We start from the raw sequence: 17,116 nt of genomic DNA, 5'->3' as shown, positions 1-17,116 counted from the left end.
ACAGTTAGTCCGCAATTCCGCATAGAGTTCCTTGGCCGGTTGCTTTCCCATCCTAAGCTTCATTTAGGACAAAGAGGACGGCGGTCAAGGCCATGAAAACCACGTTGTCTTGGCATAGGTTTCGTCGATCGACGAATGCCCTTACGAACTGAGAGTAGATAACACAAGATGGCACGTATGGATGACCAGCGCCCACTAATCCCTTGGCGCCATACAAACACAGGGATTAACAGCGGCCGGAGAAGTTACGCTGAAAGAATTTCCCCTAATCCAGGGGAGGCTAGACAATTATCTCGCGCCGTTAGAACAGTTGATTTATCATGTGCAGAATATCTCCAAGTGGTATGAACTCATAGGCCCAACTCGCACACGACAAGACCTTATTAGAATGGCTTGAATAATCGGGACCTGCCACGGCAATATACTGTCCATGAATGCGCGAGACAGTAACCCACGCCCAATTCTGAGCCCATGTTGGTGAGGGCGCTGCTGAATCCGTGGCTGTCATCCATATCGCGATATGCTTTGCACGAAGACGCGGTAACATGGTGAGATTCTCTTGGCTTGAGCTAGGATTGACGACGCGTCCTTGATCGATGACCCAATTTTCCGCCAGCCAACCATCGTTCCGGCGCAGTCCCGCGACCAAGGCCGTTTGGGGATTCCAGCTATTTAACAAGACCTTCAGATCTTGATCGTGAGCCAATCCGACGGCGGTTCGCAACCGCGATTGTGACACCCCATAGCTAGCACCCGCACAATCAAGCAGCACCCCCTGCACGCCCAATTTCTTCCACGCGCGAAGGTCTCGTCCAATCACCGTTAACGTGTGATCGGGTTGGTGGTCGGTTACGCCAATGTCTACGTATCCATAAAAAGTCGTGTGAGGCAATGCTTTAATGACGTGCGCGCAAGCGACCTTGTCGCCTGACGCGCTCCACTCATCGCCACCTCCTAAAACGATTATGCGGTAGCCAGAGACTTTCCTAATCCATTGGTCTTCGTGAGAACGGGTTTGCGGAATCCACCCATAATAAATGAGAAAAGGCGTCACAGCAGGATGCGCTAAGAGCCGTATCCCCGAAATCGCCAAACTTGTGAGAAGAAGCCCCGTTATCCATGTTTGCCAACGTTTCCGACTTGTTACCACTCAAACCGCTCCTTGAATTGATGAAGCGACTGTACAGTCTGTGCTTTACGGTGAAAACGCCAAAGATGACTGGCGGGTGATCATGACCCCATTACGAATGCCCAAATGGCTCACGGCTTGAGGTCCCTTGCTCCAACTCAAGACTACACCATTACCGCGCATCGGGACTAATTTTTAATATCTTAAATACTGGTTCAGTAACGTTTCTGTTTTTTGTAATGGTTCATCAATAAGGACAGAAGCCATGGGACTTCGCGTGGCTGAAGGATGCCTCCCGGGGACAATGGCCGTGTTCCATGCGGATCATCGCCCCTGATTCCCTCTGGCATCTTCCGATTAGGTATGGGATGATGGAGTTGGTTGTTGCATACAGAGGAGGCCCGCGTGAAACCGGTTACACGTTTGTTTCTCATTGCCACGGGCTGGACCTTGGCATCTTATATGGCGTCCAATTTTGTAGGTGCTTGGTTTTGGGACATCGGCACAGGGCTGCGGGCGATCATTCTCTTTTACGCGCTGTTATTTGCGGTCATGATTGTCGCGTTTGCGGGCGCCACACGCATTTCACACCGTGTTAGTGCCCGCCGACTGATGACCTGGGGCATTTGGCTCAACGTCTTATACCTTGCACTGCTTTTGGTATTAAAAACTCACGCCCGAACCTATTACATCCCTCTAGCCTTGCTCGAAGGATTATCCGCTAGTTTCTACTGGCTAGCCCTTTTTGTTTTGGCGGCCTCATGGGTTCCCTCTGAGCAGTCGCGTTGGTATAATGCCTGGACCGGGACGCTTGAAGCGATTCTAGGTCTCGTGGTTCCTCCACTAAGTGGGTGGATTATTGCTAGTGTGCCAGGTATAACGGGATATCGAATCGTCTTTGCGATGGCGCTTTTGAGCCTGATGGGCGCTCTTATTCTCATTATAGGAAGTAGCCCCTCGACAAGCGCGCACCTTGCTTCCGGCAACCATCCTCCGCTTCCGAAGATTCCCTATTGGCAACGTCTATTATGGAGTTTTGGCGCTTTGGGCTTACGCGATGGACTCTATTTCTTTCTGCCGAACCTCGTTTTATACATCCTAACCCGCAGTACTCTCTGGCTCGGGCTTTTTATTGCCGGTCAGTCCGTATTAGAAGGAGGTGTGTTTTGGGCACTAGCTCGGTGGCCCCAAAGCCGTTCGTGGAGCCTCCCCCTTGCTACAGCCCTCTCAGCCCTTGTTTTGTTCATCGTGCAACACCCCTTATCAGGTACCTCCGTATTCGTGTTGGGCATGGTTATAGGACTCTCCTACCCGCCTTATAAAGTCGCCTTGGAAGCCAGTGCGCTGACAATGATAAATGAGTATAGCCGCGACGAAGGAGAACGAATTCAACTCACAGGTATAAAGGAAGTGTGGATTAATGTCGGACGATTTATCGCTTTATTGCTAGTATTGGCCGTACTATGGATCTGGCCCCTTGATCCATTACAAGATATCCGTTGGGTCTTTGGCATTTGGATTATCTGGCCCATTATGATTTGGCGGCTTTACCCCAATAAACAGCTACTGCGTGTCAAGTTTTAAGTGGTGTCCGACGCCTCCGTTCTCCATTGTATTATCCGATGACGCCAGCATATTTTGTATACTAAAAAGAGGACGAAGCGCCAGAATAGTTGGAGTCAGGAGGACCACACCCATGCCTACCCTCTATTGGGATGCCTATACCCATTTTCAATGGGACATTCCCCAACAATTCAACATAGCGGCGGCCTGTTTGAATCATCCCCCAAATCAAGAGGCGCTTATCCCCTATGGCACGGCTCCCATTACCTTTGGGATGTTAAACGACAAGTCCGCACGTTTAGCCAATGGACTCCGTGCCCTGGGTATCACCCGCGGCGACCGCGTGGCGGTATTGCTCAGCCAGAGCGTAGAACTCGCGGTATCGCACCTCGCGATCTACCGCATGGGGGCGGTTGCCGTTCCTCTCTTCTCTTTATTTGGCCCAGACGCCCTGACATATCGTTTAAACGATTCTGCGGCCAAGGTCATTATTACCGACCCCAGTCATCAAGAGATGGTCGCCGACATTGCACCCGCTCTGCCATCTCTTGTCCAAGAACACATTGTCGTTACCGGTGAGGCCGTGCTCCCAGGACTCGCCGGCTATGAAAACCTCTTACAGGGTTCTCATCCTACGCATGAATACGTCGTAACACAGAGCAACGACCCCGCGGTCATTATTTATACCTCCGGCACGACGGGAGCACCCAAAGGGGCGCTACATGCTCACCGCGTGCTCCTAGGACACTTGCCTGGCGTAAGCTTGTCGCATAATCTCATGCCGCAGCCGCACGACCGCATCTGGACTCCTGCCGACTGGGCCTGGATTGGGGGTCTATTTGACGTCCTCTTTCCTGCCTTATATTGGGGCGTGCCCGTCGTGGCCCACCGCATGGAGAAGTTCGACCCCGAAGAAGCCTTTCACCTTCTGGACACTGCATCCATCCGGAATACATTCTTACCCCCAACCGCACTAAAAATGATGCGGCAAGTCAAAAATCCCCAAGATCGCTTCGCCCTTCATCTCCGCAGTGTGGCGAGCGGAGGCGAGCCGCTGGGGCAAGAAATGATTCAGTGGGGCCGATCGGTGTTGGGTTTGACTATTAATGAGTTTTATGGGCAAACCGAATGTAATATGGTGTTGTCGAATTGCGATGCCTTAGAGGCCACCGCCGAGGGAGCTGCAGGGCTGCCTGTGTTTGGCCATACCGTCGCCATTGTTAACGAGGCCGGAGTGCCTTTGGCAAACGGGCAGACTGGCACCATCGCCGTCAAAAGCCCTGACCCTGTAATGTTTTTGGAATACTGGAACAACCCTGCGGCCACCGCGGCCAAAATGCAAAAGGATTGGCTGATGACGGGCGACCTGGGCTACCAGGATGATGCCGGGTACATCCACTTCGTGGCGCGCGCCGATGATCTGATTTCGTCCGGTGGTTACCGCATCGGGCCAGGAGAAATCGAAGAATGTCTTCTTCAGCATCCTAGCGTGCTGATGGCCGCCGTCGTTGGCAAGGACGATGCGTTACGAGGCCAAATTGTCACGGCTTTTGTGGTTCTTAAGAACCCCAACGACGCCTCCGCGGCGCTGAAAGACACTTTGCAGCAATGGGTCAAAACCCGCTTGGCCTATCATGAATATCCGCGGGAAATTACCTTTGTAGACACGTTGCCCCTCACAGCGTCTGGAAAGGTCCGGCGTAACGTGTTGCGTCAGCAATTTAAGTAACGTGTCGTGACCCTTGACCACGACCCATTCTATTTAGAAAAGAGGCCTGCCCATGAGTGAAGGATTTCGCGCATTAATGGTCAGTAAAGAACCAGAGTTTCGCGCCGAGATGCACGACATGACCTTAAACGATTTGCCTGCTGGGGATGTAACCATTCGCGTGCATTATTCCTCCATAAATTTTAAGGATGGTCTGGCATTGATCCCCCACGGCAAAGTCATTTTTCGCTACCCCATGGTTCCCGGTGTAGACCTTGCGGGTGTGGTTCGGCACTCCAGCGACAAGAGATTCCATGAAGGCGACCAAGTCCTGGTCACCAGCTACGGATTAGGTGTCCAACACTTTGGCGGTTTTAGCGAATACGCGCGAGTCCCGGCTGATTGGGTCATTCCCAAACCCCCAGGGCTCAGCTTACGCGAAGCCATGATTATTGGAACAGCTGGACTCACCGCCGGTATTTCGATCACGCAACTAGAACGCAATGGGCTTCGACCCGATCAAGGCCCTGTCTTGGTAACGGGCGCTAGCGGCGGTGTCGGCAGCTTTGCGGTCGATATCTTAGCGCGCCTAGGCTATCACGTCGTTGCCAGCACGGGTAAAGCCTCAGCGCATGCCTATTTGCAACGCTTAGGCGCCGATGTGATTCTCTCCCGAGAGGATGTCAGCATAGCCTCGCCCAAAGCGCTCGAGGCTGAACGCTGGGCCGGTGCTGTAGACCCGGTCGGGGGTGAGACGCTAGCCTACGTGCTTAAGACCACCCAATACGGCGGGTCCGTTGCCGTGTGTGGCCTAACGGGCGGCAGTACCTTGAGTACGACAGTATTCCCTTTCATCTTGCGTGGGGTCAACCTTCTGGGTATTGACTCGGTGTCCTATCCATATCTTGCGCGGCGGCATTTATGGGAACGGCTGGGCTCTGATTTAAAACCACGTCATCTTGAAGACATTCTGGCTGAAGAAATCTCCTTAGAGGAGATTCCGGCGGTTGGCGAAAAAATTTTACGCGGAGAGGTATTAGGCCGGGTCATTGTCCGCGTTTAACGCGAGGTACAGTGGCGTGGCGCTTACGTGCCGCGCCACGCCGGTGCCTAGGGTATTAACGCACGACTAACACGGGATAGGTGGTGTGATCCAGCAAATGGCGACTCGCGCTGCCTAACACAAACCGGTCCCATGCCGTATATCCGTGACTGCCAATTACAATTAAATCGGCATGAATCTTTTCCGCGATTTTATTGATCTGGGCCGATGGCTGGCCTTCGGCCACCATAAATTCGATGTCAGGCGTCCTTTCAAACAAACTGAAGACCTGCTGTTCGACAAAACTCTGAGCGTTTAAGGCATCAGTCGCGTCTTCTGGCACTAATGTTTCAGGCGGATAGATAAGCTGGTCTTGAACGTATAAGGCAACCACCTTCGCCTGCGGAAATCCCTCTTTCAACTGCTTGACCATCGCTCCCGCTTTCTGTGCACTCTCTGATCCATCCGTGGCCCACAAAATCGTTTTTATTGCCATATGACACAGCTCCTTTCAAAGGCATTATGGCGGAACTCCTCTTTCCATCCTAACTGTATCAAAGTCTGCCGTTCTGGCTAATGGACAAATGGTCCATCCATGGAACGCAAGAGACCATAATTCGCTCCTGCCATTTGGCGCGACAGGCCTTTAATCCATGACCATACCACCCGTGACATTGATGGCTTGGCCCGTCATATACCCAGCCGCAGGCGAAGCGAGAAACGCGACCACTTCTGCGACGTCATCAGGTGTGCCCAGCCGTTTCAATGCCGATCGTTCCTTCCAATCCTTGCGTGCGCTGAGCTGCACCATATTACGGTGGCCCACATCGGTAAACAAGATGCCAGGACACACGCTATTGACGCGAATGTGATAAACACCCAGTTCCAATGCCAACACCTTCGTCAAATGAATCACGGCCGCTTTAGCCGCTCCATAAGCGGATTGACCGGGTATGGCCATTTTTCCCGACATAGATGCAATATTCACAATCGTTCCTTGCTCCCGCGCTATCATGTCTCGCGCGACGCGTTGAGTGACCGTAAAAAGCCCTTTCACGTTGACGTCAAACATCCTCTGCCATTCATCGTCGGTCATTTGCATAAATTCGGCAACATGTAAAGCCCCGACATTGTTGACCAAGACATCGATCGGTCCCATCGTCTCCGTAATGTGTTGAATCGCCACCTCCACAGCGAGGCGATCGCGCACATCACAAGGCAGATATTGTCCTTGGTGCCCCTCCAGCATTTGCTGCGTCTCGTCATCCGGGGTTGGCGCAATGTCGAGCACAGCCACGTGGTCTCCTTGCAAACTAAATTTTGTCACCAGGGCTTGGCCCAACCCCCGATTTCCTCCGGTAATCACGACAATGCGAGCCATCTTCACATCTCCTGTCGGATTATGTTTTGGTGTAGACATTACGCATAAAGGACGCGCAAACCCGGCAATTCTTCACCTTCCACCCACTGCAGCAATGCCCCACCTCCCGTGGATATATGGGTCATGCGTGAAGACACTCCTGCCTTTGCAATGGCCGCAACGGTATCGCCTCCCCCCACAACCACCGCACAACGCATATCCGCTACTTTGTTCGCCACCATCAGCGTCCCATAGGCAAACGCATCGTATTCAAAAACTCCCATCGGCCCATTCCAAAGAACCGTGCGCGATGCTTCAATGGCCTCTGCCATTCGCTGAACCGTCATGGGGCCGATATCGACAATGTGCTCATCGTCATGAACATCGTCCAACGCACACAAACGGCTCGGAACATTGGGGCCAATAGCCGGAGCCACCATCACGTCTTCAGGCAGAATTACGGGCACATGCCGCGCTTGGGCCTTGGATAAAATGTCCAGCGCCTGAGTTTCCAAGCCTTGACCGTACAAGGAACGTCCGATGGGGTAGCCTTTCGCTGCTAAAAAGGTGGTGGCCATAGCGCCCCCTAGAACCAGTCCGTCCAACTTATCTACGAGTCGCAAAAGCATGGCTAGTTTGTCCGGCACTTTCGCACCGCCGACAATGGCCCAATATGGCCTGGCAGGACGGCCCAGGATATGCTCAAGTGTCATCACCTCTGTTTCCATCAGATGTCCTGCATAAGCGGGGAGATACTGAGGAATTCCGACAATAGACGCATCACTGCGGTGGGCGGTGGAAAACGCATCATCAACATAGGCATCGCCCAACGCCGCCAACGCTTTCGCAAATTCCGGATCATTTGCTTGTTCTCGGGGATCAAAACGCAAATTCTGCAGAATCAACATCTCCCCCGGTTTCAGGGCGTTGACGGCCTCAGTGGTTTCATCGGACACAATGCTATCAATAAAGCGCACGGGGTAATCTAAAAGTGATTGCACATAACGCACGACCGGGGCCAAACTTTGGGTCTCATCCCAGCCATGGGGTCGACCTTTATGACTCATCACCACGACACGCGCACCCGCGCGCAATAACTGATTGAGTGTCGGCAAGACCGCTTGGATACGTGTTTCATCCCCCACATACCCGGTTTGTGGATCGATTGGCACATTAAAATCAACGCGCACCAAAATTCTCTTGTTATAGACCGAATCCATATCTTTCATCCGCCGTAACGTCAATGTCATTGCCATCCATCCCTTTCTGCAACCATCACTGTCAAATCGACCAAGCGCTGCGCATACGCCCACTCATTGTCATACCATGCCATCGTTTTGACCAAATGTTCACCGACGACGAGGGTTTGCGTCCCATCGACAATAGCCGAATGAGGATTGCCCTTGAAATCCATGGACACCAGCGGAAGCTCGCTATATTGCATAATGCCTTTAAGCAGTCCCGACGACGCCAGGCGAAAGGCTTCATTCACCGAAGACACAGAAGCGGGATATCGCGTATGAATCGTCAAATCCACGACCGAGACGGCGGAAATGGGGACGCGCATGGCCACACCATTCAGACGCCCCTTTAACCTCGGTAAGATGCTATCGAATGACTGAGCCGCACCTGTACCGGCAGGAATAATGTTCTGGGCTGCGGCCCGAGCCAAACGCCAATCTGGATAAGGCGAATCCATTAATTTTTGATCATTCGTGTAGGCATGAATCGTTGTCATGAGGCCTGTTTCCAGCCCGAACGTTTCATCCAGCACCTTGGCTACTGGTGCCGCACAATTTGTCGTGCACGAGGACATGGACAGTACCTGATGCTTCCATGGTCGATACTCTTCTTCATTGACACCCAAGACGACCGTCAGATCTTCATGCACGGCGGGTGCCGTAATGATCACTTTTTGAGCTCCTGCCCGCTCAATATGAGCCCGGGCCAAATCCCCATCGGTATAGCGCCCGCTGGCCTCAATCACGATGTCGACTCCTAACGGTCCCCATGGAATGGCCCCAGCATTGTGTTCGGAGAAAACGTGGACGTCATGACCATCTACGCGGAGAGATCGGCCCGCAGCCACGACATCCGCGTGAAATCGCCCATAGTTGGAATCGTAGGTCAATAAGTGCGCCAGCGTCGCCGCATCAGTTTGATCATTGATGGCCACAATATCAAACAGGCTCGCCCATATGGCCCTGATTTCTCCCCCCAATGGACAACAACGATGAGCCGTGGAGCCCATCGTTGTTGTCCATTGCGTGCGTCTATCTCGTCTCTAGCTTCAGCATGGGTTATTGACATCCTGACCGTGCAGGGGCGACACCCTCACTCCGCTCCATTCGGTAATTCATCCCTTCCCAGCGTTGTTCCGTAGACCAGTAAAAAGTGAATTCCACCGCCGTAAGGCCATGCAAGGCAATGTCGTGATAATACATACCAACATGGGCATCGTGCAGCTCCGCGTTTAAAACATGGGCCCACTCGTCTGTGGTATAGACGAGCACCCCAGGTCGTGGTACGGCAATACGTAAAAGCTGATCCCCCGCATGCCAGTGTAGGCGTTTATGATTGAATTGCCAAAACAGCATGCCCGAATGGCGAGCGTCATGCGGACGTTGAATATAGCGGGTATGCACTAACTCAGGCAGTTCAAAGACATGCCCATCCATGGCCGAGCGGACGAGTTTGATATATTCGGCATGGGCCCAGACCAGCGGCATCGCCGAACCCGAGGGCCGTCCCAAAAAAAGTTCTCGCTCAGGAATGTCCGCGCTATCCCACACCTGTTCCGGCAAAAGGCCCCCGATACTGGCCGACCCTTCCATGGCTGCCAAGTAAGGCTCGGGAGACTGTCCCAGCGCTATGGCGTAATGCCCTCGCTCCCCAGCTAATAAAGGCCACAGCCGTCCGCGTCCATGCCCTTGAAAAGGTGAGCCGTCTTCTTGTTCTCCATAGCCGTCATGATTATAACGATGCCAAAGCGGACCATATGGCAACTCTTGCTTTAAAATCGCATCATACGCAGCAACAGATTGTGTGATGTGGGGATCATCGGCGGCTTTCAATCCATAACGGACTAATTCGAGAAAACCGCCATCAATCACCGCCTCTTCTGGGTAAAGATTAGGGGCTCCGGGCGGCATATTTTTAATGGGCACAAAACCATGGTCGATGCGCCCATCAGGACTTCGAGGCGCTTGCGTATGAATGCGGATGTAGTGACAGGGAAAGCGGGGATCCACTTGTCCATGTTCCGTGAAAGTCCACTTGTCAATGCGTCCTTGCCAATAATCCGCCAGCATTTCGCAATAAGCCGCGACATCATTGTCACCGCGACGCCGCGCAAGACACCGTACTACCAATGCACAGCGCTGCATCTCCACGCCAAGCCATAACCGCCTGCCTACCTCGCAAGTCGATTAGCGCGGCGTTATTGTGGCCACCTTGATTTTTAATGTGAGGTGCCAGGAGAAAAAAGACCCGGTAATCGCTCCGTGCCCCTTGCAGTACTTCAAAACGGACGTGCGTGAGCAACGCATCCCCTTCCGGCCAGGTCACAATGCGTTTCGTGATCCGAAACCGTCCTTGCGGGTCCGTATTGATCAGCTTATACGCCGGAGCATCGGGATGAATGTACTGCACCTCATGAATTAAGTCTCGTTTTTCTTCCCAAAACTGTCCGTCGCGCGACACAATTAACAATTGCGCATCCCGGGTATTGGCCACATCCATCCGGGGGAAATAGATTTCATTCAAAATCCCATGCGATAGCGTAAACCAAACACGCGACGTATCTGCCATCGCCGTACCGACCCCGTGCTTGGCGCTACTAGTCCATGTCGCGTCTAATCCGGGATGGCCTGGTGCTGCTGACATAAAAACCCCTCCCTTATCGGGCGATCTCCTCATCTCACGCACAAAGGTTCTCTTCCCGTGCGTGTTCTTCGCTCTTCATCATCTCACAAAAGGCTCGGGGTGAGGCCGTTTAATCCAAAAACGCTTCAGCCCAAGACAGGTTCAATGCCTACCGCGGTGCTATGCTCGTTGTACCGTTTAGCCAGGCGTGGGACATCACGCACGGTGGCTCATAGAAAGAGGACCATCATCCAGTCGCCCCCACGCCCCATGGCTATTGCCCGCGCCGTGAGGGGAACAGGGGCCTTCCTCGTGAGATCACATTGGTTAAGCCACACCATCTTGTTCAGACGACAATCCATGATATAAAGACAAAAAAGGATTGCAACCATCTAAGAGCCTGCAGGCAAAGAGTGTGCCATGATATAGTGGTAGGGGTAGACGTAGCTCTACATGGTATGAGCCCCCACGACATCGCCCATACTGGATCCGAGGCACACCGACAAGGAGGATGATTCCATGGCAGACGATGATGTAAAAGACATGGGTGGGTCCGCCGCAATAGCGATTTACGACACCCACGAGTTAGCCGATAACGCGGTCAAAGAACTGCAAAAGGCTGGCTTTGACATGAAGAAGCTGTCTATTATTGGTAAGGGCTACCATTCTGAAGAACATCCCATCGGCTATTACACCACAGAAAAAAAGATGAAGGTCTGGGGAGGAATCGGCGCCACATGGGGCGCTATCTGGGGAGGCTTCTGGGGACTGCTCTTTGGCGCAGGATTCTTTTTAGTCCCCGGCGTCGGACCGATTTTAGCTGCCGGCCCCTTAGTGGCAGTCTTAGTCGGCGCTTTGGAAGGCGGCGTCGTGGTTGGAGGGCTGAGTGCCTTGGGGGCCGCCTTAGTCAATATCGGGGTGCCCAAACATAGCGTCATTCGTTATGAAGAAGCGATTAAAGCGGACAAATATGTCCTTATTGTCCACGGTTCACCCGAAGATGTGCAGCGGGCCAAAGCCCTTATTGATCAGGCCAAAGCCACAGAAAGCACCATCTACTCAGCCAGTTAAAACGCTCTATGGGCCGCCATAAGGCCAGCCCCTCACGTAAACGGGCTGGCCTTTAAGGCGATTCAAGAATTGCCCTGGCGCTTTGAAAGATGTCATTAAACATCGTGACCGTCAATTTTCCCGTTTGGGTATTTTGCCGACTGGGGTGATAGGAGGCAATCAGGGTAAGGCTATGACTTGGTAGCTCGAGATCAAACTGTGCCCCATGCTTGAAGATTAAGGAACGCTGGTCGGATCCGCTAATTTTTAAATAATGCCGGACCGCTTGAAACGCCACCCGCCCCAGTGCCACAATCACCCGAGGGGCCAAAATTCTGAGCTCAGCTTCCAGATAGGGGCGGCAGGCTTGCACTTCTTCGGCCGTCGGTTTGTTTTGCGGCGGCGCACACCGGACCGCGGCTGTCACATAGGCGTTACGCAGCGCGAGTCCATCGTTTGATGCGACGCTATGGGGCTGATTAGCAAATCCATTCACATAAAGCGCATGGACGAGCCAATCGGCGGACGAATCCCCTGTAAACATCCTTCCCGTGCGATTGCCCCCATGAGCGGCGGGCGCAAGCCCTACTATCACTAATTGAGCATGCGCGTCGCCAAAGCCCGAAAGCGGTTTTCCCCAATACGTCTCCTGCGCAAAACGGCGCACTTTCTCCTCTGCCACGCGTTCGCGCCATGCCACCAACCGTGGACAACGCCCACATGACACAATATCCTCTGATAAGCGTTCCAATGCATGCATAAGACTCGAAGCTCCTTCAATGTCATCGGTCACTGGCACCCAGGCCCTCACCTCGCCTTGGATCTAAGGCCATTGCCTGCTATCATCATAGCATGGATGAACGGCGCTTAAGGCAGACCCCACCGTTGTGGGACACCCACGTGCATCTCGACCAATTGCCCCACCCGCGGTCTGCTGTCCAGCGGGCCATAGACGCTGGGGTGACCACGTGGGTCTTAGTGGCGACCTCGCCCTATAGTTACAAGGCGCAGTCTCGCCTGTTAAAAACAGGTGCATTCTCAGGAATCCAGCATATCCGCGCGATCGGGCTTCATCCGGAAGTCGACCACGCAGCTGATGCGCTTCACAGCGTATGGTCCATTATCCACAACGAACCCATCGCGGCCATCGGAGAAATCGGTTTGCCGGTCTATCGCCAGCTGTCTCGCGCTGCATTCAATCGCAACTGGGAGTGGCTCCATATTCAACTCAGCTGGGCTGAACAAAGACAACTCCCGGTGATTATTCATGCCGTCCATCAATCGTGTGAGCCCATGCTGCGCATTTTGGAAGACTTTCCGCACATTCCGCGCGTCGTCTTCCACTGGTTGAAGGCCCCTCTTGATTTAGTGCAAGAAATGATCGCACGCCACTACTTTGTAGGCATCACCCCCGATGTCATCTGGCGTGAGCGGGATCAGAACCTCTTGTCTTTGTGGCCCCCACACCAAATTTTGCTGGAAACCGATGCCCCGTGGCCCCATCGTCAAGATCGCCAAGACGGTGAACCCGCAGAAATCCGGGCCTTGACAGATTTTCTTGACACATGGTCGCCGCAACCGAGCAGTTGGCGAAAAATTGCCATTCATAATGCGCTCGCCTTCTTTGTTCCCTCGGACTCACGAATATGACATGGAAAAGGAGACCTTCACGTGGCTGGCTGTGGATGGGAAGGAACAGATCCGTTATATCGGCAATACCACGACACCGAATGGGGTGTCCCCGTATTAGACGACACGCGCCTGTTTGAATTTATCGTATTGGAAAGCGCCCAAGCAGGGCTTAGTTGGCTCACCAGCTCTGGTGTGGTCATGCGTGAAACGCTTGAGTACCCCACCACCACGACTCTTTTTTAGCAATTAATGCCGCCCAACGACACATATTTGATGTCCAAGTATTCGTCTATCCCATAATGGCTGCCTTCTTAAGCCCGATACCCAAAGTGGCAAACCATCGTTAGCCATATTCAAGATGTTCGGCTAAACGCATGACGCGCCCAACATCCCGTGTAAAATAATATGCGGCCAGTCCCGCACGCGTATTATTCGCACGTGCAATGACTTCATCCTCGGTATCAAACGCCAAGATCGCCGCAACAGGCCCAAAGGTTTCTTCCTGGGCAATAAGCATCGAGTCCGTAACGCCTGCTAACACCGTCGGTGGATAAAAATAGCCAGGGCCTTGTGGGCGCGTACCCCCTAACAGCAGTCGCGCTCCCTGTTTTTGGGCATCAGCCACATGCCGTTCAACCTTCGCCACCGCTCGCCCGTCAATCAGCGGGCCCACTGTCACATCATTTTGCAACCCGTCGCCCATCCGCATCGTAGCTAAAGCATCCGTCAATTTACGGCTAAAGGCCTCAAGCACCGGACGTTGGACATACATTCGATTCGCAGCCACGCAACTTTCGCCAACACTCCGCATTTTGGCAATGACGGCATTTTCTACTGCCGCGTCAAGATCGGCATCAGCAAACACAATGAACGGCGCTTGCCCACCTAGTTCCAACGAGACCCGCTTCATGGTCTCAGCGGCTTGCACCATCAACCGCTTGCCGACCGCAGTCGACCCAGTGAACGAAATTTTTCGCACCGAAAACTCATCCATGGCCACTTGCACCAACGGTCCGGGTTGCGTTCCGGTGAGTACCGACAACACCCCTAGTGGCAAGCCCGCGTCTTCTAAAATCTTCGCAATAGCGAAAGCGGATAATGGTGTTAGTTCCGAGGGTTTGACAATCACGGGACACCCGGCGGCTAAAGCGGGCCCTACTTTGCGAGTAATCATCGCCGCAGGAAAATTCCACGGAGTAATCGCCAAAGACAAACCAACCGGTCGTTTAATGACAAGAATTCGTTTATTTGCGGAATTGGCGGGAATTATTTCCCCATACACACGTTTTGCCTCTTCCGCAAACCATTCGAAGAACGAAGCGGCATAAGCGATCTCGCCGCGCGATTCACTCAGCGGCTTCCCTTCCTCTTCGGTCATGAGCCGCGCTAAGTCTTCCAATTGCGCCCGCATAGATTGCGCAGCTCGCAACAAGATTTGCGCCCTCTCAGCGGCCGGTGCATCCGCCCAAGAAGCTTGAACCGCTAGGGCCGCATCAATGGCCCGGCGCATATCCTGGGGCCCAGCATCCGGGACGCGGGCGATGACTTGCTCAGTCGCAGGATTGACGACATCAAAATACGTTCCCGCGGCCGCTTCGGTCCATTCGCCCCCGATATACAAGCGAGCTTTATCAATTTCCATCGTTTATTCTCCTTCTCCTTGAGAGTTGGCATATCCTCTCAACCTCACTCATCCAAATTTTATCACGCCACCGTATCCCGCGGTTTATCAATATGGATAAGGCCTGATTTTCATTACCCGAGTGGTCTCCTGGCCGATCAGTGGTGGACGCGGCGGCGTATCGCGTCGGTGCCGCCCTCACCGATGCCCGGTCGGGCCTTACGCCTGACTACTCCCGCAGCGGAGATGTGCGCGAGACCGTCATCCTGGCGCCTGCGGACGCCATCGGCAGGCCTTGTGAACGGCGATCGATGCAGCCGAGTAGAAGAACTGGCTCTCCCGCACATTTGCTGATCATGAGGAATCGGTTTATGGTCGAAGAAGAGGACATGCGTCCAACGTAAGCGTCAACGGGGTGGGCGTCGTGGGACCATCCCATGGCATCGCACCCCGTATTCCCCAGTTCACGGGGGGGACGCGATGCGGGAGTGAGGTTGCCGATCGCAGTCTTTATCCTGGCATGCCGCCAGTCGCTCCGGACATCTCTGCCTAGCGACGCGCTCTCAAAGAACTGATGCATGTGAATCGGTTCGTGTTCGTCAACCGTCTCTCTCTTAGCCTAGGGACTCATCTTGGCTTAATGGCTTCGCCGCAAACCTCGTTTCCTGTAGACTACGTCACCGTGCGTATGTCCCGCTCGCCACCGCCACTTCGGCTCACTCGCCCGCGTCGTCGGACGAGGGCCGGTTCCAGCGCGTTCGCGCTGGTCCTAGGGTTCGACCGGATCGGCTTTGTAGGCCGCGACCCAGGCATACAAGGTTTTGCTGGGAATGCCCAAGCCCACGGGCGGCGGATGAACTCGACGAAGTCATGCAAGCGGCGGAGGCCAAGCAAACCGTCGATACAGGAAAAGAGAATGAGTACCCTGCGGCCAATCCAATGGGGTAAGCAGCGTTCGGCTCTTTTGGTGTCAAACACTGATCAACTGCTCGGACACTTGGGCATATCAGACCACGTTCTCGATATTTAACCCTCTCACTTAATGCCGCGTAAGAATCGTTCGATAGCATTCTTGGGAGGACGAGCGCGCTGAGCGTTGACCGCCGTCCGTTGTTGTTGCAGTTTAAGTAAAGTGCGGGAATCCCATAACTCAAATCCATTGTCTCGCGCCAACGAAATGGCCGCTGGTGTCATGCCCCACCCACCAGCAGGAGAATAAGCAACGGCTCACTACCGGCTGAACTCTTTCGTGAATACCGTCGATAGAAGCGATAAGACCGATGACGTGGCATGAGGGCCCCCCTTTCTTGATTATTGGATTATTTTGAGTGCCCGGGGGTTTTAGGTCATTTAAATGGTCACTCATAATCCTACCTCCTGTGCTATGATGACGCGTTCGGAGACGCCCACTTGCGCTGCCGAGGAGCGAGTCCTGACTGTAAATCGTGCGTACCCGCCTAACGCTTTACCGCCCGTAATGCCCCTTCAGTTTCTCGCTGACGGCCGCCGCAGCGTCTGGCCCATACGCCTGTCGGTACTCATTCATCAGCATGCTCAGCACATGTTTTCCAGCAGGAACTCTTGATTGTGCTTGCCTTTCGATTCTACGGTAAACCGGACGAAGTCCGTTTCTAAGTTCACGTTGGCCAAGATACATCCCTCCTGCGTTATTGGACCACCGCCGTGCGGTGGTACTTGTCGCCAACTTCGTATCTCAAAGTCTTTATGCAGGGGAATTGTCAGAAACAATTTATTACGATACTCACACCGGAGAACCAGAAACAACGTCTAATAATTCAATATGCCTATTCATGGACTGTAGCTGATGACCTTTATCAAAGATTAACCCAATATGGCTACGGTAATCTTTATGGCACGGCACCAGGAACCGATGTCAATTCATCAAGCGGTATCTATAAGGGCGATGTGCTGTTTTTTAATTGGGGCCAGGGATTAGGTATTAGTCACGCAGCAATTCAGACCGGCTATGGTACCGATCCTGACAGTGGCTTTGTTGGAAATTACGTTGATGAAAATACAAATAATCGATACCATGCATTTTGGTCTCTATATCCGTATAATAGTCAGGCTAGTACCACAACTATTTTTTTGGTCACTATCGATGCCTCTTAATATACAGAAATAAG

18 protein-coding genes are annotated in these 17,116 nt (G+C 53.2%); 8 read left to right on the top strand and 10 right to left on the bottom strand.

Annotation, left to right across the window (positions count from 1 at the left end; genetic code table 11):
* Window positions 1-301 precede the first annotated feature (301 nt).
* Window positions 302-1,150 carry a hypothetical protein gene (locus ORD20_RS15865; RefSeq protein WP_103374719.1) on the bottom strand — a complete coding sequence of 283 codons (849 nt, stop codon included), beginning with the start codon at window positions 1,148-1,150 and terminating at the stop codon, window positions 302-304.
* Window positions 1,151-1,534: 384 nt separating this feature from the next.
* Here ORD20_RS15865 and ORD20_RS15860 point away from each other — a divergent pair, with 384 nt between their 5' ends.
* The 3 genes from ORD20_RS15860 (at window position 1,535) to ORD20_RS15850 (ending at window position 5,463) form a co-directional block, all read left to right on the top strand.
* Window positions 1,535-2,713: an MFS transporter gene (locus ORD20_RS15860; protein ID WP_103374720.1), complete on the top strand. Its 1,179-nt coding sequence runs from the start codon at window positions 1,535-1,537 to the stop codon at window positions 2,711-2,713.
* Window positions 2,714-2,825: 112 nt separating this feature from the next.
* On the top strand, window positions 2,826-4,421 hold the full coding sequence (locus ORD20_RS15855) for an acyl-CoA synthetase (protein WP_103374721.1): 1,596 nt from the start codon (window positions 2,826-2,828) through the stop codon (window positions 4,419-4,421).
* A gap of 52 nt (window positions 4,422-4,473) precedes the next feature.
* Window positions 4,474-5,463: an oxidoreductase gene (locus ORD20_RS15850; protein WP_103374722.1), complete on the top strand. Its 990-nt coding sequence runs from the start codon at window positions 4,474-4,476 to the stop codon at window positions 5,461-5,463.
* A gap of 55 nt (window positions 5,464-5,518) precedes the next feature.
* Here ORD20_RS15850 and ORD20_RS15845 read toward each other — a convergent pair whose 3' ends face one another.
* From ORD20_RS15845 to ORD20_RS15820, 6 genes are all read right to left on the bottom strand, one after another.
* Window positions 5,519-5,938, bottom strand: a complete 420-nt coding sequence (locus ORD20_RS15845) for a universal stress protein (protein WP_103374723.1) — start codon at window positions 5,936-5,938, stop codon at window positions 5,519-5,521.
* Between the two features lie 150 nt (window positions 5,939-6,088).
* Window positions 6,089-6,823, bottom strand: coding sequence for an SDR family NAD(P)-dependent oxidoreductase (locus tag ORD20_RS15840; RefSeq protein WP_158246189.1), 735 nt, complete (start codon window positions 6,821-6,823; stop codon window positions 6,089-6,091).
* A gap of 38 nt (window positions 6,824-6,861) precedes the next feature.
* A complete protein-coding gene (locus ORD20_RS15835; RefSeq protein ID WP_103374725.1) occupies window positions 6,862-8,052 on the bottom strand; it encodes a phosphoglycerate kinase in 1,191 nt (396 codons plus the stop codon).
* On the bottom strand, window positions 8,049-8,978 hold the full coding sequence (locus ORD20_RS15830; RefSeq protein ID WP_430626357.1) for a type I glyceraldehyde-3-phosphate dehydrogenase: 930 nt from the start codon (window positions 8,976-8,978) through the stop codon (window positions 8,049-8,051). The genes ORD20_RS15835 and ORD20_RS15830 overlap by 4 nt, the downstream gene beginning before the upstream one ends.
* Before the next feature lie 124 nt (window positions 8,979-9,102).
* The gene (locus tag ORD20_RS15825; RefSeq protein WP_430626733.1) at window positions 9,103-10,188 is read right to left on the bottom strand and encodes a glycoside hydrolase family 15 protein; all 1,086 of its coding nucleotides are present in this window, start codon (window positions 10,186-10,188) and stop codon (window positions 9,103-9,105) included.
* Complete coding sequence (locus ORD20_RS15820; RefSeq protein ID WP_430626356.1) at window positions 10,139-10,687, bottom strand: hypothetical protein; 549 nt, start codon at window positions 10,685-10,687, stop codon at window positions 10,139-10,141. The genes ORD20_RS15825 and ORD20_RS15820 overlap by 50 nt, the downstream gene beginning before the upstream one ends.
* A gap of 498 nt (window positions 10,688-11,185) precedes the next feature.
* On the opposite strand from ORD20_RS15820, the gene ORD20_RS15815 reads away from it, so the two are divergent.
* A complete protein-coding gene (locus tag ORD20_RS15815) occupies window positions 11,186-11,737 on the top strand; it encodes a DUF1269 domain-containing protein (RefSeq protein WP_242968327.1) in 552 nt (183 codons plus the stop codon).
* Window positions 11,738-11,789: 52 nt separating this feature from the next.
* Here the strand turns inward: ORD20_RS15815 and ORD20_RS15810 are convergent, their stop codons facing one another.
* Window positions 11,790-12,515, bottom strand: a complete 726-nt coding sequence (locus tag ORD20_RS15810) for a uracil-DNA glycosylase (RefSeq protein ID WP_304465934.1) — start codon at window positions 12,513-12,515, stop codon at window positions 11,790-11,792.
* Window positions 12,516-12,601: 86 nt separating this feature from the next.
* Here ORD20_RS15810 and ORD20_RS15805 point away from each other — a divergent pair, with 86 nt between their 5' ends.
* Both ORD20_RS15805 and ORD20_RS15800 read left to right on the top strand, forming a co-directional pair.
* A complete protein-coding gene (locus tag ORD20_RS15805; protein ID WP_158246191.1) occupies window positions 12,602-13,366 on the top strand; it encodes a TatD family hydrolase in 765 nt (254 codons plus the stop codon).
* 21 nt (window positions 13,367-13,387) lie between these two features.
* The gene (locus ORD20_RS15800) at window positions 13,388-13,591 is read left to right on the top strand and encodes a DNA-3-methyladenine glycosylase I (protein WP_430626355.1); all 204 of its coding nucleotides are present in this window, start codon (window positions 13,388-13,390) and stop codon (window positions 13,589-13,591) included.
* Window positions 13,592-13,691: 100 nt separating this feature from the next.
* Here ORD20_RS15800 and ORD20_RS15795 read toward each other — a convergent pair whose 3' ends face one another.
* Window positions 13,692-14,990: an NAD-dependent succinate-semialdehyde dehydrogenase gene (locus ORD20_RS15795; RefSeq protein WP_430626354.1), complete on the bottom strand. Its 1,299-nt coding sequence runs from the start codon at window positions 14,988-14,990 to the stop codon at window positions 13,692-13,694.
* 140 nt (window positions 14,991-15,130) lie between these two features.
* On the opposite strand from ORD20_RS15795, the gene ORD20_RS15790 reads away from it, so the two are divergent.
* Window positions 15,131-15,373, top strand: a complete 243-nt coding sequence (locus tag ORD20_RS15790) for a MobA/MobL family protein (RefSeq protein ID WP_103374732.1) — start codon at window positions 15,131-15,133, stop codon at window positions 15,371-15,373.
* Window positions 15,374-16,004: 631 nt separating this feature from the next.
* On the opposite strand, the gene ORD20_RS15785 is transcribed toward ORD20_RS15790, so the two are convergent.
* On the bottom strand, window positions 16,005-16,163 hold the full coding sequence (locus ORD20_RS15785) for a hypothetical protein (RefSeq protein ID WP_158246192.1): 159 nt from the start codon (window positions 16,161-16,163) through the stop codon (window positions 16,005-16,007).
* A 489-nt stretch (window positions 16,164-16,652) separates the two neighbouring features.
* Here ORD20_RS15785 and ORD20_RS15780 point away from each other — a divergent pair, with 489 nt between their 5' ends.
* Window positions 16,653-17,102, top strand: coding sequence for an amidase domain-containing protein (locus tag ORD20_RS15780; RefSeq protein WP_146038989.1), 450 nt, complete (start codon window positions 16,653-16,655; stop codon window positions 17,100-17,102).
* The last annotated feature ends 14 nt before the right edge of the window (window positions 17,103-17,116 follow it).

It is taken from the genome of Sulfobacillus thermotolerans (assembly GCF_039623705.1).
Lineage (GTDB): Bacteria > Bacillota > Sulfobacillia > Sulfobacillales > Sulfobacillaceae > Sulfobacillus > Sulfobacillus thermotolerans.
Note: the sequence above shows the minus strand (reverse complement) of the source record. Positions and strands in the feature narration are given on the sequence as shown.